The organism is Streptomyces sp. NBC_00358 (genome assembly GCF_036099295.1).
Taxonomy (GTDB): Bacteria; Actinomycetota; Actinomycetes; order Streptomycetales; family Streptomycetaceae; genus Streptomyces.
Map to the genome: position 1 here is coordinate 2,125,281 of NZ_CP107976.1, position 24,795 is coordinate 2,150,075.

Sequence of the window (24,795 nt, forward strand, 5' to 3'; positions counted from 1 at the left end):
GCGCAAAGGCGCCGACGGCCGGGTGCCCGCGGAGCGCTCCTGCCCCAGCGGCGCTCACCCGCACCCGCCCGCGGGCGGCCGTCAGCCGCGTTCGGTCATCTCGGCCGTGATCGCCCACCGTTCGTGGTCCCGCCAGGCACCGTCGATGTGGATGAAGGCCGGCGAGAATCCTTCGAGCCGGAAGCCGCAACGCCGGGCGAGCGCGATCGAGGCGGCGTTGCCGGGCTGGGCGTTGATCTCCAGCCGGTGCAGGCCCATCTCGCCGAAGGCGTACCGCACGACGCGGCCGAGTCCCTCGGCCATCAGTCCGCGCCCAGCGGCGTGCGCGAAGGCGCCGTAGCCGAGGGCACCGCACAGGAACCCGCCCTCGACGATGTTGTTGATGTTGATGAAGCCGGCGATCCCTCCGCCGTCCCGCTCGCAGACGAGGAACCCGGCCTTGGTCCGGTCCTCGATGAGCCGCCCCGCGTAGACGGCGTAGGCGTCGACATCGGCGGGCGGGAAGAGCCACGGGTGGTGGAGACGCCTGCTCTCCCTGGCCCGGGCGGTGAACTCCGCACCGTCCTCCAGGGTGAAGTGCCGTATGCCCACGCGGGGGCCTTCGGCGAGGTAACCGGCGTTCTCAGACATCCCGTCACCCTACGCGAGCGCTCGTTCAGCGCCTGCGCCCCATGGCGTACGCACCGCACACCGCGCCGATCAGCCCGGTGGCGAGCAGCGCCACCCAGAGCGGCATGGTCACCTCGGGGATGAGCAGCCGGATCCTGGTGCTGCGGGTGTTCTCGAAGATGAAGATCAGGCCGAGGGCGGCCAGCACCAGGACGGCGATCCTGGCGGGCGTCATCGGCCCTTCGCGGGTGCCCTTGCCGCCGCTCGGGTCGGCGCTCTTGGAGGTCTTCCGGCTCATGCGCCCAGCATGATCCAGAAGCCACCGCCACGCGCGCCGAAAGCACCCTCCGGGTGACCGGGACGCCCCCGATCACCGGAGACCGGGTACCCCTGCGACGGTCGGCACCGGGGCGCCGGGTGACCGGGACACCGGGCGCCGGCACCGCGGGATGCCGGGTGACCGGGACGCCGGGTGACCGGGATGCCTGCCGACCGGAACGCCCGGTGACCGGAACGCCAGGTGACCCGTACGCCAGGACGCTGGGGACACCGGCGACCGCGGACGCCAGGTGACCCGTACGCCAGGAAGCTGGGGACACCGGGGACCGCGGACGCCGGGGCACCGCGCGGACGCCAAGGATGCCGGACACCGGAGACGCCGGGGACCCAGGTCACCGGCCCGGCGGAGCCGTCGTGCCCCTCGTCCGGGCGGGACCAAGGCGTCAGAGCAGCGCGGGCTCGTCCAGAGTCAGTGTCCCCGCCTCCGCGTCGAGTTCGGCCAGGAGGCCGAACGGCATCGTCAGCGCCCCCTCGGCGTGCCCGAACCCGAAGTGCTCGACGACCGGAACGCCGAGCCCGCCGAGCCGGTCGGCGAACACCGCCCGCAGTCCGTCGTACGGTCCGCAGTCCACCCAGGAGCCGAGCGCGACCCCGGCCACCCCGTCGAGCCAGCCCGCGCGCAGCAGTTGCGTCAGAATGCGGTCCAGCCGGTAGGCCTCCTCGCCGATGTCCTCGATCAGGAGCAGCCCGCCCCGGGCGGAGACACGGGCGTGCGGTGTGCCGAGTTCAGCGGCCAGCAGACTCGCGCAGCCGCCGAGCGTGACCCCGCGGGCTCGGCCGGGCACCAGCGCGACGGCCTCCGGGGAGGCGATGGTCCGCACCGACTCGGGTTCGAAGAGGGTGGCCCGCAGATGCTCCTGCGACCGGGTGTTCTTCAGGAAGTCGACGGCGGCGACCATCGGCCCGTGCAGGGTCGCGAGCCCCACCCGCGTGGCGAACGCCTCGTGCAGTGCCGTGATGTCGCTGAACCCGAGGAAGACCTTGGGGCCTGCGGCCCGGATGGCGTCCCAGTCGACCAGGTCGATCATGCGCTGGGCGCCGTAGCCCCCGCGGGCGCACAGCACGGCGGCCACGTCCGGGTCGCACCAGGCGGCCTGGAAGTCCGCGGCCCGGTCCGCGTCCGTCCCGGCCAGGTAGCCGAACTCGGCGTGCCGGTCCAGGACATGAGGGGCCACGACCGGGTCGAGGTCCCAGCCGCGGAGGATGTCGAGACCGGCTCCGAGCCGCTCCTCGCGGATGGGCCCGCTGGTCGCGACCACCGCGACTTTGGCCCCGGCGGCGAGCCGCCGCGGCCGGGTCAGGGCGGTCATCGGTGCGGTCGTACGGGTCACGCGTGCTGCTCCGGTTCGTCGTGGTCCAAGCGGTCGAGGTCGCCTCGCGCCGGTCCCGGTGAAGGTTCTCGCCCGGCCCGCTCCCCGCTGTCCGGCGGGCTCACCCGGACAGCTCCAGGGTGGGGATGCCGGGCGGGTTCAGGCCGAAGACCTGGGCGTACAGGGAGAGTTCGGACTCCAGGGCACGCACCATCGTCTCGGCGCGCCGGAACCCGTGCCCCTCGCCCTCGAAGGCGATGTAGGCGTGCGGGACACGTCTGCCCTGTTCCTCGACACTGGCCAGGAAGCGCTCGCTCTGCGAGGGCGGGCAGATGACGTCGTCGAGTCCCTGGAGCAGCAGGAAGGGGGCGGTGATCCGGTCTGCGTGGGCGGAGGGCGAGCGCTCCGCGTACCGGGCCGGCACCTCGGCGATCGGACCGACCAGCGACTCCAGGTACTGCGACTCGAAGTCGTGGGTCTCGCCCGAGGCCCATTCGCCGAGGTCGATGACGGGATAGAGGATCGTCCCGCAGGCGTAGACGTCGGTGGTGGCCAGCGAGGCGGCGGTGGTCCAGCCGCCCGCGCTGCCGCCGCGGATCGCGAGCCGGCTCCGGTCGGCGGTGCCCTCTTCGGCGAGTGCCAGCGCGACGGCCGCGCAGTCCTCGACGTCGACGACCCCCCACTGTTCGCGCAGCCGGTTGCGGTACTCCCGTCCGTAGCCGGTCGATCCGCCGTAGTTGACCACGGCCACGCCGATCCCGCGGGAGGTGAAGTAGGCGATCTCCAGGTCGAGGACGAGCGGCGACCGACTGGTGGGGCCGCCGTGGGCCCATACGACGTACGGCGGGAGTTCGCCGCCGCCGGCGACGTGGTCGGGGTGGTGCGGCGGGTAGATGTGCGCGTGGATCTCGCGTCCGGCGGGACCGGTGACGGCACGGATCTGGGGCTCCGGGTAGTACGCGGGGTCGACCGGGTCGTCGTGCGCGGCGCCGATCACCCGGGCCCGCCCGGTGCTGGCGTCCAGTTCGACGACCTCGTGGGCGCTGCGCGGGCTGGCTCCGACGCCCACGATCCTGCTGCCGTGCACGGCGAGTGTCGGGGCGAACTCCGTCCAGGGCCCGGCCGCGTCGACGAGCTCGCCGGTCTCCGGGTCGAGTATCCCGAGCGCGGTGGCGCCGCGTCCGTGGACGACGGCGATCAGCCCGGTGTCCAGGGGCGCGAACCAGCGTTGTCCGACCTTCCAGAGGGGGCCGCCGAACTCCTCCTCGCGCGGGCAGACGGCGACCGCCTCGCCGTCCGCGCCGAGACGGTGGAGGTTCCACCAGCCGGTGCGGTCGCTGACAAGGAGCAGGGTGCCGTCGGCCGCCCAGTCGGCCTGGGCGACGGACTCCTCCGGTCCTCCCGCGACGGTCCTCGGGGCGGACAGCGTGCCGTCCTCGGTGACGTCCGCGAGGATCACCTCGGTGCCGTCCCACGGCATCCGCGGATGGTCCCAGGCGAGCCAGGCCGCGTGCCGGCCGTCGGGAGAGAGGCGGGGCCCGGTGACGAACCGGTGCCGCCCGTCGGACAGTTCCCGCACGGCGTCCCGGTCCTCGGCCGCCGATCCGTCCAGTGGCACCGCGACGACGGCCCGGCGCAGGTCGGTGGGTCCGTCTCCGGTGAACTCCTCCAGGACGCACCACACCTCGCCCCGCTCCACCCGCACCTGGGGGTCCACCCAGCGCAGTCCGCCTCCGACCGGCGAGAGCGGGGTCAGCGGGCGCGGTTCACCGCCGTCCCAGCGGTAGAGACGCTGGTCGGCGAAGTCGACGAAGACGACGAGCGGACCTTCGGGGCGCATGACTCCCGCCCAGGGGGTGCCGCCGTACTCGATGACGCGACTGCGCACGTTCCAGGGGGCCGGGAGCACCTGCTCCTCGGTGCCGTCCGCCCGTCGGCGGACCAGCGTCCGCCGCCCGCCCTCGGCCGGCCGGGGCTCGGTCCACCACGCCTCGTCGCCGACGAAGGCGACGGACTCGGGATGTCCGTCGTGCGCGGCGGCGAGCGTGGCGTCGATCGGCGAGGGCCATGAACCGTATGGCGTGGTCTGCATCCCGTCCCCCTAGGCCGTGCGCAGAAAGCGGTCGAGAACGCGGACGCCGAAGTGGAGCGCCTCCACCGGGACACGCTCGTCGACTCCGTGGAACAGTGCCTGGTAGTCGAAGCCCTCCGGGAGCTTCAGCGGCGCGAAGCCGTATCCGGTGATCCCGAGGCGCGAGAACTGCTTGGCGTCCGTACCGCCCGACATGCAGTACGGCACGACATGGCCCTCGGGTGCGAACTCCTCGACGGCGGCGCGCATCCTCGCGTACGTCGGCGAGTCCAGCGGCGCCTGGAGCGCCACCTCGTGGTGGTGGAACTCCCACTCCACGTCGGGCCCGGTGAGCCGGTCCAGGGTGGTGCGGAACTCGTCCTCGCCGCCGGGCAGATATCTGCCGTCCACATAGGCGACGGCCTCTCCCGGAATCACGTTGATCTTGTAACCGGCGCTCAGCATCGTCGGGTTGGCGCTGTTGCGGACGGTCGGCTCGACGAGCGCGGCGGCCGGGCCGAGCTTTCGCAGCAGGGTGTCCACGTCGTCCAGGTCGCCGTCCACGCCGTACAGGGCGGCGAGTTCGGTGAGGGCGGCCCGCACGGTCGGGGTGATGCGCAGCGGCCACTCGTGGGCGCCGATGCGGGTGACCGCGGCGGCGAGGCGGGTCACCGCGTTGCTCCGGTTCACCTTGGAGCCGTGGCCCGCCCGTCCCCGCGCGGTGAGTTTGACCCAGCCGGTGCCGCGCTCGCCCGCCGCGATGGGGTACAGCTGCCGGCCGCCGCCGTCGTGGAAGGTGAAGGCGCCCGACTCGCTGATGCCCTCGGTGCAGCCCTCGAAGAGTCCGGAGTGCTTGTCGGCGAGGAAGCCCGAGCCGTCCTCGGCGCTCGCCTCCTCGTCGGCGGTGAAGGCGATGACCAGGTCGCGCCGGGGCCGTACGCCCTCGCGGGCCCAGGCCCGGACGACGGCGAGGATCATCGCGTCCATGTTCTTCATGTCGACCGCGCCGCGTCCCCAGACGACGCCGTCGCGAACCTCCCCGGAGAACGGGTGGACGCTCCAGTCCCCGGCCTCGGCGGGCACCACGTCCAGATGACCGTGGACGAGCAGCGCGTCGGCGGACGGGTCGGTGCCCTCCAGCCGGGCGACGACGTTCGTACGCCCCTGGGTGCGCTCCAGCAGTGCGGGTTCGAGGCCCGCCTCGGCCAGCCGCGCGGCGGCGTACTCGGCGGCCGGGCGCTCCCGGCAGTCCCCGCCGCCCCGGTTGGTCGTGTCGATCCGGATGAGGTCGGAGGTGAACCGGACGACCTCGTCGAGTGCCCGTTCGTCAGCCATACTGCTCCTCCACCGCGGCCGAGACGATCGTGGTGACCGCCTTGAAGGTCCGGATCCCCTCGTACATCGTGTCGCTGGTGTACGCGATCTTCCGCTCGCCGGTCCTGCCGACACCGGGGACGACGGTGGCGGCCATGGCCAGGTGCTCGGCGTCGAACTCCAGGGCGATGGTGAACGGGCCGCCGGCGACCGGCTCGTGCCGCACCGCCAGCGCCGCAGCCTCCTTGGCCGCGGCCCGGATGTCCGCGGCGGTCCTGGCCGGGGTGCGGCACACGGCCGCGTACCGCGAGACATGGTCCTTCACGGCGACCTTCAGCGCCTCGGGCGCGTACCCCAGGGCGTCCTCGCAGGCCAGGTCGTCGCCGGTGACCAGCACGACCGGCACGCCGTACTCGGCGACGACATGGGCGTTGAGCAGCCCTTCGCTGGCCCGTGTGTCGTTGATCCACACGCCCGTGATGGAGTTCGCCAGATAGGTGTGCGCGAGCACTCCTTCCATGCCCGCACCCGCGTGGTAGCCGACGAACGCGATACCGTCCACGTCTCCGTGCTGCACGCCCTCGACCATGGACAGCGACTTGTGCCGCCCGGTGAGCATCTCCGCTCTCTCGTCGAGCCGTTCCAGCAGCAGGTTCCGCATGGTCCAGTGGGCCTCGTTGATCAGCACCTCGTCGGCGCCGCCGTCGAAGAAGCCGAGCACCGCGGCGTTCACGTCGGAGGTGAACAGCGCGCGGCACCGCTCCCACTGCGGAGTCCCCGGCAGCACGTCGGCCGGCCAGGTCACACCCGTGGCGCCTTCCATGTCGGCGCTGATGAGGATCTTCATGCCCGAAACCGTACGCGCTTCGGCCTGGACCCGGCAGAGCCTGTGGACAACTCTTACCGGTCCAGACCACTGATGTCACCCGGAGCGCCCCGCCACCAGCCACCTCGACGGAAGTTCGACGCGGTCGCCGTCGGGCGTGTGCTCGGTCGTGACGAGCGGGAGCTCGCCGCTCGCGAGGACCACGAGGCCCGCCCGGCGCAGGTACTCGGGGACCGCCGCGTCCGCGACCTCGCCCGGGGCGAGGCCGTGCCGGAACACCGGGGCCAGCTTGGCCGGAGGGCCCTGCGGACTTCGGGCCATCTCCCGTAGGAGCGGGCCGGCGGCCTCGGCGAGCTCGACCAGGAAGACCCGGCCCCGCTCCCCCACCAGCGTGGCCAGGCCGTCCACCAGCGGCTGCCGGTCGTCCGGCTCGGACTGGTGGAGCACGCCCCGCATATAGACGTTGGCGTCGCCGAGCTCCTCGTGCAGCGCCTCGGCCTCGGTCCTGTCCGCCGCGTCGAGCAGCCGGTAGCCGGCCCGGCCCGCCGGGTCGGCGGTGCGGGCACGGTCGAGCGCGGCGGGCGCGAGGTCGGTACCGACGACCCGCGGGAACCGGTCGGCGAGGAAGCGGGTCTGGGTGCCGTTGCCGCAGCCGAGGTCCACCAGGGGCAGGTGCCGGACCGCGACATGCGGCTCGAAGAGAGCGAGATGGACCTCGGAGGTGAGCGCGGGCTCGGCGTCCCAGAGGACCCCGCCCTGCTCGCCGGGGGCCTCGCGCCAGAAGCCCTCCCAGGCCCCTCTGTACCGACTGCTCACGCTCATGCCAGCTCCCCGGGTCGCGACCGCGCCCGCCGGGACCTGGCGGGCTCGCCCGGTCTACCGCGCCCGGCGTGCCGCGACAAGCCGACGGCGCATTCCTTCACCGCGCATTCGAACCTCGTACGCCCCCGCGCGCCCCGCCCGCCCCGCCGCCGTGCGGCCGTCACGGGCACGCGTCGACGGGGCGGGGCGGCGGCAGCGGCAGCGGCAGCGGCAGCGGCAGCGGCAGCGGCAGCGGGATCGTGTCGCCGGATCACGTCGGCGGCGCGGGAGCGAACTCGGTGCCGTCGGATCACGCCGGCGGGCGCGGGCGAATCAGCCTCGCGGGAGCGTCAGTTCGAACCAGACCGTCTTGCCCGCGCCGGTGCGGCTGGCCCCCCATTCGCGGGACAGCACGCTGACGAGCCGCAGACCGCGTCCGAACTCGTCGCCGGGACCCGCGCCGACCAGGGTCGGGAGCGTGTGGTCGTCGTCGTCCACCTCGCACAGCAGGGTGTCGCCGCGAACGAGCCGCAGCTCGATCCGGCGGCTGTGCGTGTGCTGTACGGCATTGGTGACGAGCTCGCCGACCATCAGTTCGGCGTTGTCGGCGAGACCTGCCAGGCTCCACGCACGCAACTGTTCGCGGACCACGGCACGTGCCCGGCCGACCTCGACCGGATCGGGTGCCAGGCGCCACACGGCGACGTCCTCGGACGCGATTCCGTTGAGCCGTGCCATCAGCAGGGCCACGTCGTCCTTGCGCCCGCCACAGGTGTTGAGCGCCCGGATGATGGTGTCGCAGGCGTGGTCCATGGAGGCGGCCGGATGCGCGGCGGATTCGCAGAGCGTGGCGAGGCCGACACCGATGTCCTCGCCGCGGACCTCGACGAGTCCGTCGGTGCACATCACCAGCCGGTCGCCGGGCGCCACTCGCACACGGACCGCTTCGAAGGGCACTCCGCCGACCCCGATGGGCGCTCCGGTCGGCAGATCGAGCAGCTCGCTGCGGCCGTCCGCGGCGCGGACCAGGACCGGCGGGATGTGGCCCGCGTTGGCGAGGTGCAGCTCGCCGGCGATCGGGTCGTAGACGGCGTACAGGCAGGTCGCGAGATAGCTGTCGCCGAGCCGCTGGGCGAGGTCGTCGAGGTTGCGCAGCAGTTGGGCGGGCGGCAGGTCGAGCGCGGCCATGGTCTGGACGGCGGTGCGCAACTGGCCCATCATCGCCGCCGAGTTGAGGCCGTGTCCCATGACGTCCCCGACGACCAGGGCGGTGCGCGAGCCGGGCAGCTTCACCGAGTCGAACCAGTCGCCGCCGACGCGTCCGAGAAGCGTTCCCGGCAGATAGCGGGTGGCGATGTCGCAGCCGGCCATGCGGGGCGCGATGGTCGGCAGCATGCTGTCCTGGAGGGTCTCCGCGACGCTCTCCTGGTAGGTGTACATGCGGGCGTTGTCCAGCACCAGGCCGGCGCGGGCGGCCAGTTCGGCGCCGGTGACCCGGTCCATGTCGTTGAACTCGACGCGCTCCGGGTGGCGCAGAAGGATCATGAAGCCGAGCACCACGTTGCGCGCCTTGAGCGGCACCACCAGCATGGACCGGTGGGTGATGAGCGGCCTGATGTCGCGCTTCTCGAACTGCGCGGCGATCATGTGCCCCATCTGCTCGCTGATGCGCGGCACGAGGACGGGCTCACCGGTGGTCATGCACTGGAAGAACGGCGTGTGCGCCGGGAAGGGCATGGCCTCGCCGACCGGCACCACATCGTCCCAGCGGCCCGGCTCGTCCGTGTGCTCCAGGGCGACCCGGTGCCACATGGTGGTGGTGTCGGGCACCCCGTCGGGAAAGCCCTCACCGGCGACGACCTGCTCGCGCAGATAGGTGCCCGCGACATCGGTGAAGCGCGGCACCACGGCCCGGCTGACCTCCAGGATGGTCTGCGACAGGTCCAGGGAGGTGCCTATCCGGCCGCTGACCTCGTTCAGGAATTCCAGGCGCTCGCGCACGGCGACGTACTCGAGGTCCTCGCGCTCGTCGTCCGGGAGGTCCTGCGTGCCGGACGCGCCCGCGGCCTGCACACGTGCCACCCGCTCGCGGCGCGCCCTGCGCTCGGCGCGCCGCGGCACGCCCCAGTCGGGGGTGACGGGCACCCGGTCGTTCTGGCTGAACTCCAGGACGGGATAGCCGAGTTCCAGAACCTGCGACACGATCCGGGCGCCCTCGCCGACGCTCATGCTGGGCAGGATCTCGGGCAGCCGACGGGCCAGTTCCTCGGCGCCGGGGAAGTCGGTGTGCAGCGCGAAGCCGGGCGCTATGCGCTCGAAGGAGACGTCGTCGTCCTCGTGGCGCATCGCGACCGCGTCCGCGGCGAGCACGAGCAGCCGCTCCGAGCCCGGACCCACCAACGGGTAGGCCCACCACAGGACGTCGGTCCGGCCGGGACCGGCCGCGGTGAGCCGGGCACGTCCGGCGGCCGGGTAGGGGAGCCGCCCGTCCAGGGAGGACTCCAGGCCCGGGCCGAGTCCGTCGAACGTGGCGTGGCTCGCGAAGGGGGTCCCGTCCGTTTCCTCGGGGAGCGCGCCGGAGACGGGGAGCAGGTCGACGACGTGCCGGCCCAGCGCTTCCTCCTTGGGGGCGCCGAACAGACGCCTCGCGCCGCTGCTCCAGTGCGAGACGAGCCCGTCACGGTCCACGACCACCACGGCCAGCGGGATGCGACCGGCCGCGGTGTGCTCCACCGCGCCGTTCCCAGCTCCTGGGCTGGGAGTTGTGCCCGCTTCCGTGCCACGGTCCATGGCCCAGGCCCTCTCTCCCCACGGCTCCGCAAGATCTGTGCCGCCTCCACTACCGTACGGCGGGGTCCCGTCACGATGTGCGGCAATAGGGGAATTGACCTCCCCGGGGGCGGCTCCGGCGCGCGTGGCCCCGCGTCAGTCCTCGTGCCCCAGTTGCAGGTCGCGTTCCGTGCGGCCGCCCCCGGCGACCTGGAGCACGGTGGCCACCGGCGGATAGCCGGCGGCGATGACGGTGTACTCACCGGACGACAGGTCGACGAACCGGAACGTTCCGTCGGGGCCGGTGGTGAGGGTGTCCACGACGTTGCCCGCGGCGTCCAGCAGCGTCACGCGCGCGTCCTCGACGGGCCGGCCTCCGCCCGCCCGGACGGTGCCGCGCAGCACGGCGCCACCGGCGAGTTCGACGTCCTGGCGGGTCTCGCGGGCCGCCTGGACGGTCACCGGGAGCGCGGCCGGCCGGAAGGCGGGCGCTCCGGCGGCGAGGGTGTACTCGCCCGCCACCAGTTCCGTGATGACGTAACCGCCCTCGCGTCCGCTGCGGGTGGTGGCCACGACCTCGCCGTGCACGTTGGTGAGGGTGACGGTGGCCTCCCGCACCGGGGTGCCGTCCGCGGTGAGCACGCTGCCCGCGAGGCGCCCCGCGCCGCCCAGCACGACGTCGAGTTCGACCGGCCGTTCGCCGACGGTCACCGAGACGGCCTGCGGCTGGTGGCCCCCGGCCGCGGCGATCAGCACGTACGATCCCGCGCCGGGCGTGGACAGCGCGTACCGGCCGTCCTCCCCGCTGGCGCCGCGTCCGATCTGCTGCCCCCCGATGTCGATGAGGGTGAGTGCGGCGCGCGCCACGGCGGTGCCGTCGGGGTGCTGCACCGTGCCGCACACCGGGATACCGGCGGCGTACCCCGAACGGGCCTGCGGAATACGCTCGTTCATCCGCGCGGCCTCCGGGCCGGCGGTCGATGCATTGTGGGACACCAGCGGTTTCTCCTTGAGGAAGAAGGCGATGAACAGGCCGAGGACGAGTACCGGCACCAGGTAGAGGAAGATCCGCGGCATGGCGTCCGCGTAGGCGCCGATGTACTGGTCGCGCAGCGCGGCGGGCATCGCGTGGACGAGCTGCGGGGTGATGGACTCGGAGTCCGGGACCGTCGTCCCCGCGCGCGCGGGGAGGCGGTCGGCGAGCGCGTCGGACAGCCGGGCCGCGAAGAGCGTGCCGAAGACGGCGGCGCCGACGCTGCCGCCGATCTGCCGGAAGTAGTTGTTGGCGCTGGTCGCGGTGCCGAGGTCGGCCGGACGTACGGAGTTCTGCACGGCGACGACCAGGACGGGCATCACCATGCCGATGCCCACGCCGAGGACCGCCATCCAGACGCTGTAGTGCAGCCGGGAGGTGCCGGCGTCGAGGCGGGAGAGCAGCCACATGCCGACGGCCGAGAGCGCGCAGCCGAGGACCGGGAAGACCTTGTAGCGGCCGGTCCGGCTGATGAGCTGCCCCGAGACGATGGAGGCGACGACGATTCCGCCCATCATGGGGAGCATCAGGAGCCCGGACTCCGTGGCACCGGCGCCGTCGGCCATCTGGAGGAACGTGGGGAGATAGCCCGCGGCGCCGAAGAGCGCGGCTCCGACGACCAGCCCGACCAGCGCGGTGACGTTGAAGACGGGGTCCCTGAACAGCCGCAGGGGGATGAGGGGTTCGACCGCGAAGCGCTCGACGACGAGGAAGAGCGCCGTGGTGGCGACCGCGCCCGCCGCGAGCCCGAGGACGACCCCCGAGCCCCAGGCGTACTCGGTGCCGCCCCAACTGGTCAGCAGGACCAGGCAGGTGGAGGCGGCGGCGAGGAGGAGCACTCCGAGGACGTCGACGCGCCCTCGGACGGCGGGCTTGGGCAGTTTCAGCACGACACTGACGACGGCCAGGGTGACCAGGCCGAAGGGCACGTTGACGTAGAAGCACCACCGCCAGGACAGATGGTCGGTGAAGTAGCCGCCCAGCAGCGGTCCCGCGACAGAGGCCAGGCCGAACGCGGCGCCGATCAGCCCCATGTACCGGCCCCGCCGGCGCGGCGGCACGATGTCCGCGATGATCGCCTGCACGCCGATCATGAGGCCGCCGGCGCCGATGCCCTGGACCGCGCGGAAGGCGATCAACTGGTCCATGGTCCGCGCCCGTCCGGCGAGCGCGGAGCCGATCACGAAGACCATGATGGCGAACTGGAAGACGCCCTTGCGGCCGTAGAGGTCGCCGAGCTTGCCGTAGACCGGGAGTCCCACGGTGGAGGTGAGCAGATAGGCGGTGATCGCCCAGGACATCCTGTCGAGGCCGTGCAGTTCTCCGACGATCTTCGGGAGCGCGGTGGCCACGATCATCTGCTCCAGTGCGGCGAGGAGCAGTGCCGGGATCAGTCCGCAGAAGATCAGCCGGACCTGACGCGGGGTCGGCCGGACGGGCTCGACGGCCACCGGAGGGGGCATCCGCGCGGGGGCGACGGCCGGTTCGTCCTGCACCAGAGTGATCCCGCCCACGTACCGCTCCCCTCGTCGCGCCCACCGCACAATTACCGCTAATCGCGACAACTGCGAGCAAGCGTGACGAGTTACGGCGTACCGTCGGGCGAGGGGGAGATCCACTCGAACCGGTGAGGCCACAACACGCCCTCGGGACCGGCCTCTTGACGGAGACGCCCGTCAAGTCACCGTCCGGGGGCCGCGTCCCGTCCCCCGGGGGACGCGCGCTTCCCGGTCGGCGGTGTCACTTCGTCGGCGGTGTCACTTCTCGGTCTGCGTCGCGAGGTTGGCGAGCAGGGCGTCGTAGATGCGTCCGAGGCCCTTGGGCGCGAAGGTCCGCTCGAAGAAGCCGCCGACGCCGCCCGCGCCGTTCCAGACGCTGGTGACCACGACACGCGACTTGCCCTCGCCGGCCGGGGTGACCCGCCAGGTGGTGACCATGGAGGAGTTGCGGTCCTTCTCGACGAGCTCGCCGTCGGTGGGCTCGCTCACCTCCAGCAGGCAGTCGCGGACCCGCTTGCTGGTGGCCTGGAGCTTCCAGTGGACGAGGGTGCCGTCGCCGTCGCCGCCCTCACGTACCTCGTACTCGCTGAAGTGCTCGGGCAGCAGCTTCGGACGCGTGCCGCTGTAGTCGGCCAGGGCGTCGAACACCGCCTCCGCGTCCGCCGCGATGACCCGCTCCGTCGTGGCCTCGACCTGCGCCATGGCACTTCCTCCAGCACTTGGTTCCTCGGGGGTGTGCGGCCAGCCAACCACCCGGCGCCCCGGCCGCCCAAATCGGGGTGCCCGTGGGTGCGGGCGGCGCCGTCGGGCGCCACGGGTAACCGGGTCGCACGATCAAGGGAACATGTGTTCTATTCTCTGTCCAGTGCTATCGAGGAGGCGCCATGCGCTGGGAGAACCTGACCGCGGACCCCGCCGGGGGCCCCGCCCGGGACGCCGCCCTGTTCGGCGCGGACGCGATCACCACACGGACCTTCGACACTCCGGAGTTCCGGGGGATCACGTTCCACGAGATCCGGGCGCGGTCGATCGTGAACCGGGTGCCGGGGGCCTCCCGCATGCCCTTCGAGTGGACGCTCAACCCCTATCGGGGCTGCACGCACGCGTGCGTGTACTGCTTCGCCCGCAAGACGCACGGCTATCTGGACCTCGACAGCGGACTCGACTTCGACTCGCAGATCGTGGTGAAGGTCAACGCCCCGGAGCTGCTGCGCCACATGCTCGCCTCGCGCCGCTGGCAGGGCGAGCACATCGCGATGGGCACCAACGTCGACTGCTACCAGCGGGCGGAGGGCCGCTACGCGCTCATGCCGGGCATCATCGCGGCCCTGCGCGACCACGCGAACCCCTTCTCGATCCTGACGAAGGGCACGCTCATCCTGCGCGACCTCGACCTCCTGAGGCAGGCGTCCGAGGTCACCGACGTCGGGATCTCGGTCTCCGTCGGCTTCACCGACACCGAGCTGTGGCGCACCGTGGAGCCGGGCACACCCGCCCCGGAACGCCGTCTGGACGTCGTCCGCACCCTGACGGACCACGGCATCGGCTGCGGCGTCCTGATGGCCCCCGTGATCCCCTTCCTGGGCGACCACCCCGCCCAGCTCCGCGCCACCGTACGGGCCGTCGCGGCCTCGGGGGCCACCTCGGTCACTCCGCTGGTGCTGCACCTGCGGCCGGGCGCCCGGGAGTGGTTCATGGCCTGGCTGGAGCACCACCACCCCCACCTCGTACGGCGCTACGAGCGGCTGTACGCGGAGGGCGCCTACGCGCCGAAGTGGTACCAGCGCCGGATCACCCGTCAGGTCCACGAGCTGGCGCAGGAGTACGGCATCGGTCCCGCGCGCGCGGGAATGCCGCGCCGGATCACCGCCGCCGGGCCCGCGGACCCCTCGGCGTCCACGGCGGCGTCCGCCTCCACGGCACCCGGTCCCACCCAGCTCACCCTGCTCTGAGCTCCGACCGCCCGCCCTGACGAGCCGTCACGGGGAGCGTCGCGCATCTTCGCGAGGGCGGCGGATCCCTGACGGCCCCTCGGGGGTGCCGGTGACGGCATCCGGGCGCATCCCGCAGCCAATCGGGTCGAGTCTCGCCGGAACGCGTTCCTCGAAGGGCCCTGTCCGGGACGATACGGCGAAGGCCGTGGCGTGCACGGCTCGAAATCCTCCGTCCTGGGAGGCCTTGTGAAGAAACGCGCAGCTGCTCTGTGCGGGGCGGCCGCCGTACTGGCCGGGATGATCACCTCGATCCCCGCCGACGCGAGCGCCGGCTCCGCTGCCGCACCGCGCACCACCTCCACCCCGACCGCGAAGCCCGCCTGGAAGAAGTGCGGTACCACCGACTATCCGACGCTCCAGTGCGCGTCCCTGAAGGTGCCGCTGGACCACACGAATCCCTACGGCGAGCGGATCACCCTCGCCCTGTCCCGTGTCCCGCACACCGCGAAGACCTACCAGGGGCCGCTGCTGGTGAACCCGGGCGGTCCCGGCGGCAGCGGGCTCACGCTGGCCGGATTCGTCGCCTCCGCGCTGCCCAAGGACGTGGCGGCGCAGTACGACGTCATCGGCTTCGACCCGCGCGGCGTCGGAGCGAGCAAGCCCGCCCTGGACTGCAAGCCGGGGCACTTCAAGCCGGTCCGTCCGGACAGCGTCCCGAGCACCCGGGCCATCGAGAAGGCCAACCTCGCCCGCGCCAAGGCCTTCGCCGAGGCGTGCGGCACGAAGTACGCGAAGCTGCTGCCGTACATGGACACGGTGAGCGCGGTCCGGGACATGGACGCGATCCGTGCCGCGCTCGGCGCCAAGAAGATCAACTACTTCGGCTACTCGTACGGCACCTACCTGGGGGCCGTGTACGCCAAGCTCTACCCGCAGCGGGTCCGCCGGCTGGTCCTGGACTCCATCGTCGATCCCACCGGTGTGTGGTACGACGACAACCTCAGTCAGGACTACGCCTTCAACGACCGCCACCTGGCGTTCCTGGCCTGGGTGGCCAAGAACGACGCGGCCTACAAGCTCGGCACCGACCCGGCCAAGGTCGAGGCCAAGTGGTACGCGATGCGCGCGGCACTCGCCAAGAACCCCGCGCAGAAGAAGGTGGGCGCCTCCGAACTGGAGGACACCTTCATCCCGGGCGGCTACTACAACGGCTACTGGCCCTACCTCGCCGAGGCGTTCTCGTCCTATGTGAACGACAAGAACTCGGACGCGCTCGTCGAGGCCTACGACAACTTCGGCGCCGTGGACGCCTCCGGCGACAACGGCTACAGCGTCTACACCTCGGTCCAGTGCCGTGACGCGTCCTGGCCGCGCGACTGGCGCCAGTGGCGCGAGGACAACTGGGCGGTGTACGACAAGGCGCCGTTCATGGCCTGGAACAACGCCTGGTACAACGCGCCGTGCGCGTTCTGGCCCACGGACTCGCTCCGGCCGGTGGACATCTCCAACCGCCACCTGCCGCCGACCCTGCTCTTCCAGGCGACCAACGACGCCGCCACTCCCTACGAGGGGGGCGTCACCGTCCATCACCAACTGCGCGGCTCCAGCCTGGTGGTCGAGCAGGGCGGCGGGAACCACGGCATCACGCTGAGCGGCAACGCCTGCCTGGACAAGTACCTGGCGACGTATCTGACCGACGGCGAGGTGCCGCACGGCGGTGGCGAGGCCGACGCGGTGTGCCAGACCCTGCCCGACCCCAAGCCGCTGAGCACGAAGGCGACGTCCACCTCCTCGCGGGGTTCGACGCTGCACACACTGCTCGGCCACCGGGGCTGACCCTCTCCGCGGCGACGCCCGTCGGGGGCGTTGTCGGACCCATGGTCCACCATGGACCCATGAGCGAGCCGACATACATCTCCACCCCCGACGGGGTCGCCCCCGCCGTCCGCTCTCCTGCCCCGATGAGGACCGGGGCGTTCGCGGTGGTCGGCGCGTGAGCGGGCTGCGGGTCCGGGAGATGACCCTCGACGACTGTCCGCGGGTGGCCGAGATCCGGGTGCGCGGCTGGCAGAGCGCGTACAAGGGCCTGATCCCGCAGGCCTATCTGGACGGCCTCAGCGTCGCCGAGGACGCGGCCCGTCGGCGCCGCAACCTCGAAGAGGGCGACGGCAGCGTCGTGAACCTGGTCGCCGAGCGCGCCGGCTCCGTGGTCGGCTGGGCCTGCCACGGACCGCACCGCGACCGCGAAGCCCGCGCCGGGGAGGTCGAGTTGTACGCCATCTACGTACATCCCGACCTGATCGGCCAGGGGGTCGGGTGGGCCCTGCTCCGCGAGTCCGCCGGCCGCTGTGCGGCAGCCGGGCACGAGCGCATGCTGCTGTGGGTCCTCAAGGAGAACACCCCGGCCCGCCGTTTCTACGAACGGGCCGGCTTCTCGCCCGACGGTTCCGAGGAGCCCTTCGAGGCGGGCGGGGTCGCGGTGCCCGAGGTGCGCTACGGGCGCCCGCTGACCCGCGCGGGGCTCGGCCCGAGAACACCGGACCCGGCCTGACACGGGGCCTGTACACCGCGCCGGGCACCAGGTCTCGCCGGGAGGCACAGACGCCCCGGGTGCCGCGAGGCACCCGGGGCGTCCACGGCCGGGCTCAACAGGGGTAGAACACGCTGCTGTCGTTGGCGAAGCGGGCGAACGCGGCGGGAGCGGAGGCCGCGAAGCTGGTGCCCGCGGTCGCCAGTCCGCCGGCGGCGAGCCCGGCCACGGCGACGGCACTGACCAAGGTCCTGGCCAAGACGTTCGATCGCATGATGCGTTCCCTCTCGGGTCGTCGGGCGGCGGCCGCCGCGGCTGCCGCCCTGGTGGCGGTACGAGACTGCGGGGCGGGTGGCGGGCGCCGCCACAGTTGCCGCGAAAGTGACGTCGTCATGCGACGTCTCACCCGCTGAGCTGCGGGAACACCGCGCGCCGCGACGGTCCCGCGCGCCGCCCGGGACGGGGCGTGGCCGGTTCCGCACCGGTGCGCGAACCGGGTCCGGGCCCCGGGCCGTGAATGCTGGTGCACAATGCCGCGGGGCACCGGGAGGACCGACCAAGCAGGTGCCCGTGGACGCGAGTGGGGGGAACATGTCGCGTTGGAAAGAGCTGCCCGCTGAACTGGATCCTCGGGTCAGGCAGTTGGTGGTGCGATTACGGCTGCTGAAGGACCGCGGCGAGCTGAGCGTGCGGCAACTGGCGACGAAGACGGGGTACAGCGCGAAGTCGTGGGAGCGGTACCTGGGCGGCCGCTCGCTGGCACCCCCGGACGCGGTGGAGGCGATGGCCCGGATCACCGGTGACGATCCGACCCGGCTGCTCGCCCTGCGGGAGGTCGCCGCCGAGGCCTGGCTGGAGGGCCGTGCGAGCGAGCGGGCAGAGGTGCCTGACGGCGGGCCCGGACAGGAGGCCGCACCGCCCGAGCTGGAGATCCTGCTGTCGGGCGCCGAGGCCCCGCCGCTGCCCGGACGGGCACTGCGGATCGCGGTCGTCGCGGGCTCGGCGGCCCTGCTCCTCGCGGTCTCCTCGGCGGTGCTCGTGACCCTGCGGCTCGGTGGCGGCGACAGCCCGGCGGCGGCTCCGGTCGTCGTACCCGTCACGACGGCGCCGACGGTGTCCACCCCCGCGTACGACTGCCTGGCGCGGCGCAGTGGCGGGCGCTGGTACGCGGGCAACAGCCGCACCATGGACGCCACCGTGGCGTACGGCAGCGCCGGGCCCGAGGTGGCCGAGGCGCAGTGCCTGCTGCGCAGGGCGGGCATCTCGCCGGGGGGCATCGACGGGATGTTCGGTCCGCTGACGCGGGGCGCGGTCCTGGACTTCCAGAAGCGGGCGGGGCTCGTCGCGGACGGCGTGGTCGGGCCGCACACCTGGAAGGCCCTGCGGAGATGACACCGTCACCGGAACATGCCCGACTCCTCGCGTCGCTGCGGGAGTTGCGCGAACGCACCGGTCTGAGCCTGGCGGGCCTCGCGGCCAGGACCGCGTACAGCAAGTCGTCGTGGGAGCGGTACTTCAACGGCAGGACGCTGCCGCCGCGCGCTGCGGTGCGGGAGCTGTGCCGTCTCAGCGGCGAACCGGACGGGCGGTGTCTGGCCCTGTGGGAGATCGCGGAGTCCGCGTGGAGCGGGCGAGGGAAGGAGGCGCCGCGGCGGGACACGCCCTCGACGCCGCCGCCTCCGGACCCGCGCCCGGCCCCCGAACCGCCCGAGGCTCCCGAACCGCCCCGGACCGCGCGGTCCGGTCACCGGACCACGGTTCTGGTGGCGGTTCTGGCGTGCGTGTGCGCCGTGGCCGTCGGTGGTGTCGTGGTGGTGCTCCTGCTGCTGCCGCACGGCCGCGACCGCCCGGCGTCGTCCGCATCCCCGTCCCCCGCCACGACCGGACCGCACTGCCGGGAGTCCGCCTGCGAGGGAAAGAGCCCGATGGCCATGTTCTGCGCCCGCCGGCCGGAGACCCTGGCCCGGCACCGCGTGGCGGGCGGCGCCTGGGTGGAACTTCGTTACAGCAAGGAGTGCGGGACCAGTTGGGCACGGACCTGGGGCACGCGGATCGGGGACCGGATCGAGGTGAGCCCGGCCGGCCGCGGCGGCCGGGCCCGCGGCGCCCGGATCAGGAACGGCACCGACGCCGACTCCTTCGTCTACACCCCCATGCTGGTCACCCGCCCCGGAACCGTCGTCCAGGCCTGCTTCCGTACCGCGACGGCCGTCCGCGAGGAGTGCGTCCGAGGCCGCGCGGGCTAGGAACTGCCGCTGGAGCGCCGACCGGGCGGCTGGACCTGCTCCTCGGGCAGCCGGGCCAGCGCGCGCACGGCCGTCTCCGCTAGTGCCGGATGGGCCAGTGCCTCGTTCAGGACCGGTCTCGCGCGGGCGTCGCCCAGGACACCCAGGCCGTCCGCGCAGGCGAGGGCGACCTTACGGTACGGGTCGTGCGGGCTCAGCCGGCGTTCCAGGGTGGTGATGAGCGCGGGTACGGCTTCGGGCGCGCGCAGTTCGACCAGGAGCCGTACGGGCTGGAGCGCGTACGCGACCCGCAGTTCGTTGGTGGCGAGCGCGGCGGCGGCGCGGGCCGTGCGCGGGTCGCCGAGCCGGGCCAGGGCGTGCGCGGCGGACGCGCAGCGCCGCGGATCGCGGTGGTTGAGCAGCAGGACGAGTGCCTCGAAGGCCCGCCGGTCCCCGGCCGTGCCGAGCCGGAACGCGGCCAACTCCCGGGCCCAGAGCGGCTGTCCGGGCTCGGTCAGCGCGGCGGCCAGCACGTCGGGGTCCTCGGTGGCAGCGAGTCGTTCGTACGCCGCCGAGGTCCCGGCCCCGGCCTCGGTCCGTAAACGCTCCGTGAGTGATCGCAACGCTTCGTCCATGGGCCGAGCTTAGGCAAGCCCGTGTGGTGCGGGGACGTACATCACAAAGTCGGGGACTGGCGCGCTCGTTACCGGCGGGTTAAGCTCAGACGAGCGAGTTACCCACTCGCGTCGAACCTCACGGTGGCCTGGTGACGCAGCCACCGAGAGAGCAGTCGGTTCGGTACTTCAGGTACCTCTCAGTACGGCACGGCTCCGGGACAGGGCCGGTCGGCTTTCACCGCCCATGGGCGCCCGTTCACCGGCGCTCGGGGACGGCACCGGGCGTGTGCGCTCGTCAGCCCGGAAACACCCGCAACCTCCGCACGGTGTGCGCCTGTCGGCGCACCCGCGTGCGCTCCTCAGTCGTCACCAATTTCTGGAGTCCCGCGATGGCCACTCCCCTGTCCGACACCCCTCTGTCCCCGCTGAAGACCGTCGCCGTCATCGGCCTCGGCACCATGGGCACCGGCATCGCCGAAGTCCTGGCCCGCGCCGGCCGCGACGTCATCGGCATCGACATCAGCGAAGCCGCGACCACCCAGGCGGTGGCCACCCTCGAAGCCTCCACCGCCCGCGCCGTGCGCCGCGAGCACCTCACCGAGCCCGAGCGCACGGACGCCCTCGCCCGGTTCCGCACCTTCACCGACCTCGCGGCCGCCGCCGACGCCGACCTCGTCATCGAGGTGACCCCGGAGTCGTACGAAATCAAGCAGCAGGTCTTCCGGGCCCTCGACGCCATCGTGCGCCCCGAGGCGATCCTCGCGACGGGCACCAACGCGCTGTCCGTGACGCGCCTGGCCGCCGACTCGGCCCACCCCGAGCGCGTGCTCGGTCTGCACTTCTTCAACCCGGCGCCCGCGATGAAGCTCGTCGAGGTCGTGTCCTCGGTGCTGACCGCGCCGGCGGCCGTCACCGCGGTCACCGACCTGGCGTTCGAACTCGGCAAGGAGCCCGTCGCGGTCGGCGACCGCCCAGGTTTCGTCGCCGACGGGCTGCTCTTCGGCTACCTCAACCAGGCGGCCGCGATGTACGAGGCGAAGTACGCCTCCCGCGAGGACATCGACGCGGCGATGAAGCTCGGCTGCGGGCTGCCCATGGGCCCGCTCGCGCTGCTCGACCTGATCGGCGTGGACACCGCCCGGACCGTCCTGGAGGCGATGTACTCCGAGTCGCACGACCGCCTGCACGCCCCCGCGCCCATCCTCAAGCAGCTCAGCGAGGCGGGCCTGACCGGGCGCAAGTCCGGCCGCGGCTTCTACTCGTACGAGTCCGCGGGCAGCGACGCCGTCGTGCGGGACGCGCTGACGCCGCTGGAGGGCGCCGCCCTGGCGCAGGGCCGTACGGTCCGCTCGGTGGGTGTCGCCGGCTCCGGCACGATGGCCTCCGGTATCGCGGAGGTCTTCGCGAAGGCCGGGTACGAGGTCGTCCTCGCGGCCCGTACGGAGGAGAAGGCGCAGACCGCGAAGGCCCGTATCGGCAAGTCGCTCAACCGCTCTGTCGACAAGGGCCGGATGACGGCCGAGGCGGCGGCGCGGACCCTGGAGCTGATCACTCCGACCGGCAGCTACGACGACTTCGCCGAGGTCGATCTGGCGCTGGAGGCGGTCGCCGAGGACCTGGAGATCAAGCAGCAGCTCTTCGGCGTCTTCGACAAGGTCTGCAAGCCCGGCGCGATCCTCGCCACCACCACCTCCTCGCTCCCCGTCGTCGCCTGCGCCCGCGCCACCTCGCGCCCGCAGGACGTGATCGGCATGCACTTCTTCAACCCGGCCCCGGCGATGAAGCTCGTCGAGGTCGTGCGGACCGTGCTGACCGCGGACGACGTGCACGCCACCGTGCGCGAGGTCTGCGCGAAGATCCGCAAGCACCCGGTGGACTGCGGTGACCGGGCCGGCTTCATCGTGAACGCGCTGCTGTTCCCGTACCTGAACAACGCGATCAAGATGGTGCAGGAGCACTACGCCTCGCTCGACGACATCGACGCGGCGATGAAGCTGGGCGGCGGCTACCCGATGGGGCCCTTCGAGCTGCTCGACGTGGTCGGGCTCGATGTCTCGCTGGCCATCGAGAAGGTCCTGCACCGCGAGTTCCGCGACCCGGGTCTCGCCCCCGCACCGCTCCTGGAGCACCTGGTGGCCGCGGGCTGCCTCGGCCGCAAGACGGGCCGCGGCTTCCGCGAATATGCCCGCCGCTGAGCGTCCGGGCGACCGGCTCGCGGAGGACGCGGACTGGGGCGGACTGCTGGGCCCCGCCGGACACCCCCCGCCCGTCCTGGGCGGGGGGATCCCCGGACATGCGCGCTCTCCTGCGCACATGCAGTACGTTCGGGGCATGTCCCAGCCCGCCAGGTCCTCACGTACACCAGCCACGCCCGACGCGCCGGAGAGTGCCGCGGGCAGCCGCGCGGCGGCGCAACGGCTCAAGATGCGCCGGGAGCTGGCGGCCGCGGCCATGGAGCTGTTCGCGGCCAAGGGGTACGAGGCGACCACCGTGGACGAGATCGCGGCCCAGGCCGGGGTGGCCCGCCGTACGTTCTTCCGCCACTTCCGCTCCAAGGAAGAGGCGATCTTCCCCGATCACGACGACACCCTGATCCGGGCCGAGGCGGTGCTCAACGCGGCGCCCGCGCACGAGCATCCGCTCGACACCGTGTGCCGCGGCATCAAGGAAGTCATGAAGATGTACGCGGCCCAGCCGGAGATCTCCGTCTCGCGTTACAAGCTGACCCGCGAGGTACCGACGCTGCGCGAGGCCGAGATCGCCTCGGTGGCCCGCTACGAGCGGCTCTTCACCCGCTATCTGCTGGGCCACTTCGACGAGCACGCGCACGACGACGACGCCAACGACGATCCGCTGCTCGCCGAGGTCGCCGCGTCGGCCGTGGTCACCGCCCACAACCACGTCCTGCGTCGCTGGCTGCGGGCGGGCGGCCAGGGCGATGTGGAGAGGCAGCTCGACCACGCCTTCGCCATCGTCCGCAAGACCTTCGGTACGGGAATCGGCGCGGGACGGGAGACCGCGCCGCGATCGGCGCCGGCGTCGGCCTTCACCGAGGGGGACGTCCTGGTGACCGTGGCCCGGGTCGACGCTCCGCTGGACCAGGTGATGCGCACGATCGAGCAGGCGCTCAAGGAACGGTCGTAGCGCCCCGCCGTCCATGGACGGCCCGCTTCTCCGACCACGCGCCGGACACGCTCACTTCGAGCGCGTCCGGCGTTTTTTGTGCCCCGGTTTGAGCGTTTTGCGGCCCGATCTGATCGATCATCGCTCACGTGTTACGTAAAGATTTCATCTGAGCGCAACTTATGGCACTCCGTGCCTTGCCACGTGACACGGCGTGCCATACGTTGAAGGAGTCCGGGCGGCCGGCGTGCAGAGACCATACGTACGCCGGCTGTCCCCGCAAGCCCCATGGCCTGCGCGCCCGGACGCCTGCGTCACAGGCAACCTCCTGCGCCAACCACAGCGCTGCCACAGCACCACCTCCGCCGAACCGACGGCACACCCCTCAGCAGTAGCACCGACGTAACCCTCAGCGTTCCCCCTCAGAACGCGCATCGCCGGAGGCAACACCGTGAAGGAAATCCTGGACGCGATTCAGTCGCGGACCGCCACGTCCGCCGACTTCGCCGCACTTCCGCTCCCCGAGTCCTACCGCGCGATCACCGTGCACAAGGACGAGACGGAGATGTTCGCCGGGCTCAGCAGCCGCGACAAGGACCCCCGCAAGTCGATCCACCTGGACGACGTTCCGGTGCCGGAACTCGGACCGGGCGAGGCCCTGGTCGCCGTGATGGCGTCCTCCGTGAACTACAACTCGGTCTGGACGTCGATCTTCGAGCCGGTGTCGACCTTCGGCTTCCTGGAGCGCTACGGGCGGCTCAGCGACCTCAGCAAGCGCCACGACCTGCCGTACCACATCATCGGCTCGGACCTCGCGGGCGTCGTCCTGCGCACCGGCCCGGGAGTCAACTCCTGGAAGCCCGGCGACGAGGTCGTCGCGCACTGCCTGTCCGTCGAGCTGGAGTCCTCCGACGGCCACAACGACACGATGCTCGACCCCGAGCAGCGCATCTGGGGCTTCGAGACCAACTTCGGCGGCCTCGCCGAGATCGCGCTCGTCAAGTCCAACCAGCTCATGCCGAAGCCGGACCACCTGAGCTGGGAGGAGGCCGCGGCTCCCGGGCTGGTGAACTCCACCGCGTACCGGCAGCTCGTCTCCCGCAACGGCGCCGGCATGAAGCAGGGCGACAACGTGCTCATCTGGGGCGCGAGCGGCGGACTCGGCTCCTACGCAACGCAGTTCGCGCTCGCCGGCGGCGCCAACCCCATCTGTGTCGTCTCCAGCGAGCAGAAGGCGGACATCTGCCGGAAGATGGGCGCCGAGGCGATCATCGACCGCAACGCCGAGGACTACAAGTTCTGGAAGGACGAGCACAACCAGGACCCCAAGGAGTGGAAGCGCTTCGGCAAGCGCATCCGCGAGCTCACCGGCGGCGAGGACGTGGACATCGTCTTCGAGCACCCGGGCCGCGAGACCTTCGGCGCCTCGGTGTACGTCACCCGCAAGGGCGGCACCATCGTCACCTGTGCCTCGACCTCGGGCTACAACCACGAGTACGACAACCGCTACCTGTGGATGTCGCTGAAGCGGATCATCGGCTCGCACTTCGCGAACTACCGCGAGGCCTGGGAGGCCAACCGCCTCGTCGCCAAGGGCAAGATCCACCCGACGCTCTCCAAGGTGTACTCCCTGGAGGAGACCGGGCAGGCCGCCTACGACGTGCACCGCAACCTCCACCAGGGCAAGGTCGGCGTCCTCGCGCTGGCGCCCGAGGAGGGCCTGGGCGTGCGCGACGAGGAGAAGCGCGCCCAGCACATCGACGCCATCAACCGCTTCCGGAACGTCTGAGGTCCA

At 72.2% G+C, this 24,795-nt stretch carries 20 protein-coding genes; 8 read left to right on the forward strand and 12 right to left on the reverse strand.

Features of this window, described 5'->3' with window-relative positions; all coding sequences use genetic code 11:
• Nucleotides 1-81: 81 nt before the first annotated feature.
• The 10 genes from OHT01_RS08840 to OHT01_RS08885 all read right to left on the reverse strand — a co-directional run bounded on the left by OHT01_RS08840 (nt 82) and on the right by OHT01_RS08885 (nt 13,273).
• Nucleotides 82-630, reverse strand: a complete 549-nt coding sequence (locus tag OHT01_RS08840; protein ID WP_328552572.1) for a GNAT family N-acetyltransferase — start codon at nt 628-630, stop codon at nt 82-84.
• 25 nt (nt 631-655) lie between these two features.
• Nucleotides 656-907, reverse strand: a complete 252-nt coding sequence (locus OHT01_RS08845) for a LapA family protein (RefSeq protein WP_328552573.1) — start codon at nt 905-907, stop codon at nt 656-658.
• A 424-nt stretch (nt 908-1,331) separates the two neighbouring features.
• Nucleotides 1,332-2,258 (reverse strand): S66 peptidase family protein, encoded by a 927-nt coding sequence (locus tag OHT01_RS08850; RefSeq protein ID WP_328558062.1) that lies wholly within the window; start codon nt 2,256-2,258, stop codon nt 1,332-1,334.
• A gap of 121 nt (nt 2,259-2,379) precedes the next feature.
• Nucleotides 2,380-4,350 (reverse strand): prolyl oligopeptidase family serine peptidase, encoded by a 1,971-nt coding sequence (locus tag OHT01_RS08855; RefSeq protein WP_328552574.1) that lies wholly within the window; start codon nt 4,348-4,350, stop codon nt 2,380-2,382.
• A gap of 9 nt (nt 4,351-4,359) precedes the next feature.
• On the reverse strand, nt 4,360-5,664 hold the full coding sequence (locus OHT01_RS08860) for a M20/M25/M40 family metallo-hydrolase (protein WP_328552575.1): 1,305 nt from the start codon (nt 5,662-5,664) through the stop codon (nt 4,360-4,362).
• Nucleotides 5,657-6,490, reverse strand: coding sequence for a M55 family metallopeptidase (locus OHT01_RS08865; protein ID WP_328552576.1), 834 nt, complete (start codon nt 6,488-6,490; stop codon nt 5,657-5,659). Before OHT01_RS08865 ends, OHT01_RS08860 begins: the two co-directional genes overlap by 8 nt.
• A gap of 75 nt (nt 6,491-6,565) precedes the next feature.
• Nucleotides 6,566-7,291, reverse strand: coding sequence for a class I SAM-dependent methyltransferase (locus tag OHT01_RS08870; protein WP_328552577.1), 726 nt, complete (start codon nt 7,289-7,291; stop codon nt 6,566-6,568).
• 312 nt (nt 7,292-7,603) lie between these two features.
• Nucleotides 7,604-10,060 carry a SpoIIE family protein phosphatase gene (locus tag OHT01_RS08875; RefSeq protein ID WP_328552578.1) on the reverse strand — a complete coding sequence of 819 codons (2,457 nt, stop codon included), beginning with the start codon at nt 10,058-10,060 and terminating at the stop codon, nt 7,604-7,606.
• A 135-nt stretch (nt 10,061-10,195) separates the two neighbouring features.
• Nucleotides 10,196-12,586 carry an MFS transporter gene (locus OHT01_RS08880; protein ID WP_443043369.1) on the reverse strand — a complete coding sequence of 797 codons (2,391 nt, stop codon included), beginning with the start codon at nt 12,584-12,586 and terminating at the stop codon, nt 10,196-10,198.
• A gap of 243 nt (nt 12,587-12,829) precedes the next feature.
• Nucleotides 12,830-13,273, reverse strand: coding sequence for an SRPBCC family protein (locus tag OHT01_RS08885; protein WP_328552579.1), 444 nt, complete (start codon nt 13,271-13,273; stop codon nt 12,830-12,832).
• Nucleotides 13,274-13,455: 182 nt separating this feature from the next.
• Between OHT01_RS08885 and OHT01_RS08890 the strand changes: the two genes are divergently transcribed.
• The 3 genes from OHT01_RS08890 (at nt 13,456) to OHT01_RS08900 (ending at nt 17,056) form a co-directional block, all read left to right on the forward strand.
• Nucleotides 13,456-14,523 (forward strand): Rv2578c family radical SAM protein, encoded by a 1,068-nt coding sequence (locus tag OHT01_RS08890; RefSeq protein WP_328552580.1) that lies wholly within the window; start codon nt 13,456-13,458, stop codon nt 14,521-14,523.
• Nucleotides 14,524-14,751: 228 nt separating this feature from the next.
• A complete protein-coding gene (locus OHT01_RS08895; protein ID WP_328552581.1) occupies nt 14,752-16,341 on the forward strand; it encodes an alpha/beta hydrolase in 1,590 nt (529 codons plus the stop codon).
• 157 nt (nt 16,342-16,498) lie between these two features.
• Nucleotides 16,499-17,056: a GNAT family N-acetyltransferase gene (locus OHT01_RS08900; RefSeq protein ID WP_328552582.1), complete on the forward strand. Its 558-nt coding sequence runs from the start codon at nt 16,499-16,501 to the stop codon at nt 17,054-17,056.
• A gap of 94 nt (nt 17,057-17,150) precedes the next feature.
• Here OHT01_RS08900 and OHT01_RS08905 read toward each other — a convergent pair whose 3' ends face one another.
• The gene (locus tag OHT01_RS08905; protein ID WP_328552583.1) at nt 17,151-17,309 is read right to left on the reverse strand and encodes a hypothetical protein; all 159 of its coding nucleotides are present in this window, start codon (nt 17,307-17,309) and stop codon (nt 17,151-17,153) included.
• A gap of 317 nt (nt 17,310-17,626) precedes the next feature.
• Between OHT01_RS08905 and OHT01_RS08910 the strand changes: the two genes are divergently transcribed.
• A complete protein-coding gene (locus tag OHT01_RS08910; RefSeq protein WP_328552584.1) occupies nt 17,627-18,427 on the forward strand; it encodes a peptidoglycan-binding protein in 801 nt (266 codons plus the stop codon).
• The gene (locus OHT01_RS08915; RefSeq protein WP_328552585.1) at nt 18,424-19,281 is read left to right on the forward strand and encodes a helix-turn-helix domain-containing protein; all 858 of its coding nucleotides are present in this window, start codon (nt 18,424-18,426) and stop codon (nt 19,279-19,281) included. The genes OHT01_RS08910 and OHT01_RS08915 overlap by 4 nt, the downstream gene beginning before the upstream one ends.
• On the opposite strand, the gene OHT01_RS08920 is transcribed toward OHT01_RS08915, so the two are convergent.
• The gene (locus tag OHT01_RS08920) at nt 19,278-19,895 is read right to left on the reverse strand and encodes an adenylosuccinate lyase (RefSeq protein ID WP_328552586.1); all 618 of its coding nucleotides are present in this window, start codon (nt 19,893-19,895) and stop codon (nt 19,278-19,280) included. The genes OHT01_RS08915 and OHT01_RS08920 overlap by 4 nt on opposite strands.
• A gap of 371 nt (nt 19,896-20,266) precedes the next feature.
• Here OHT01_RS08920 and OHT01_RS08925 point away from each other — a divergent pair, with 371 nt between their 5' ends.
• The 3 genes from OHT01_RS08925 to ccrA all read left to right on the forward strand — a co-directional run bounded on the left by OHT01_RS08925 (nt 20,267) and on the right by ccrA (nt 24,789).
• Nucleotides 20,267-22,072 carry a 3-hydroxyacyl-CoA dehydrogenase family protein gene (locus tag OHT01_RS08925; protein WP_328552587.1) on the forward strand — a complete coding sequence of 602 codons (1,806 nt, stop codon included), beginning with the start codon at nt 20,267-20,269 and terminating at the stop codon, nt 22,070-22,072.
• A 136-nt stretch (nt 22,073-22,208) separates the two neighbouring features.
• Nucleotides 22,209-23,021, forward strand: coding sequence for a TetR family transcriptional regulator (locus OHT01_RS08930; protein ID WP_328552588.1), 813 nt, complete (start codon nt 22,209-22,211; stop codon nt 23,019-23,021).
• Nucleotides 23,022-23,451: 430 nt separating this feature from the next.
• Nucleotides 23,452-24,789: a crotonyl-CoA carboxylase/reductase gene (gene ccrA / locus OHT01_RS08935; protein WP_328552589.1), complete on the forward strand. Its 1,338-nt coding sequence runs from the start codon at nt 23,452-23,454 to the stop codon at nt 24,787-24,789.
• The last annotated feature ends 6 nt before the right edge of the window (nt 24,790-24,795 follow it).

Excerpts from the sequence above, each read along its gene's own strand:
- OHT01_RS08840 (WP_328552572.1), bottom strand. The coding sequence starts at position 630 with ATGTCTGAGAACGCCGGTTACCTCGCCGAAGGCCCCCGCGTGGGCATA.
- OHT01_RS08845 (WP_328552573.1), bottom strand. The coding sequence starts at position 907 with ATGAGCCGGAAGACCTCCAAGAGCGCCGACCCGAGCGGCGGCAAGGGC.
- OHT01_RS08850 (WP_328558062.1), bottom strand. The coding sequence starts at position 2,258 with ATGACCGCCCTGACCCGGCCGCGGCGGCTCGCCGCCGGGGCCAAAGTC.
- OHT01_RS08855 (WP_328552574.1), bottom strand. The coding sequence starts at position 4,350 with ATGCAGACCACGCCATACGGTTCATGGCCCTCGCCGATCGACGCCACG.
- OHT01_RS08860 (WP_328552575.1), bottom strand. The coding sequence starts at position 5,664 with ATGGCTGACGAACGGGCACTCGACGAGGTCGTCCGGTTCACCTCCGAC.
- OHT01_RS08865 (WP_328552576.1), bottom strand. The coding sequence starts at position 6,490 with ATGAAGATCCTCATCAGCGCCGACATGGAAGGCGCCACGGGTGTGACC.
- OHT01_RS08870 (WP_328552577.1), bottom strand. The coding sequence starts at position 7,291 with ATGAGCGTGAGCAGTCGGTACAGAGGGGCCTGGGAGGGCTTCTGGCGC.
- OHT01_RS08875 (WP_328552578.1), bottom strand. The coding sequence starts at position 10,060 with ATGGACCGTGGCACGGAAGCGGGCACAACTCCCAGCCCAGGAGCTGGG.
- OHT01_RS08885 (WP_328552579.1), bottom strand. The coding sequence starts at position 13,273 with ATGGCGCAGGTCGAGGCCACGACGGAGCGGGTCATCGCGGCGGACGCG.
- OHT01_RS08890 (WP_328552580.1), top strand. The coding sequence starts at position 13,456 with ATGCGCTGGGAGAACCTGACCGCGGACCCCGCCGGGGGCCCCGCCCGG.
- OHT01_RS08905 (WP_328552583.1), bottom strand. The coding sequence starts at position 17,309 with ATGCGATCGAACGTCTTGGCCAGGACCTTGGTCAGTGCCGTCGCCGTG.
- OHT01_RS08910 (WP_328552584.1), top strand. The coding sequence starts at position 17,627 with ATGTCGCGTTGGAAAGAGCTGCCCGCTGAACTGGATCCTCGGGTCAGG.
- OHT01_RS08915 (WP_328552585.1), top strand. The coding sequence starts at position 18,424 with ATGACACCGTCACCGGAACATGCCCGACTCCTCGCGTCGCTGCGGGAG.
- OHT01_RS08920 (WP_328552586.1), bottom strand. The coding sequence starts at position 19,895 with ATGGACGAAGCGTTGCGATCACTCACGGAGCGTTTACGGACCGAGGCC.
- OHT01_RS08925 (WP_328552587.1), top strand. The coding sequence starts at position 20,267 with ATGGCCACTCCCCTGTCCGACACCCCTCTGTCCCCGCTGAAGACCGTC.
- OHT01_RS08930 (WP_328552588.1), top strand. The coding sequence starts at position 22,209 with ATGTCCCAGCCCGCCAGGTCCTCACGTACACCAGCCACGCCCGACGCG.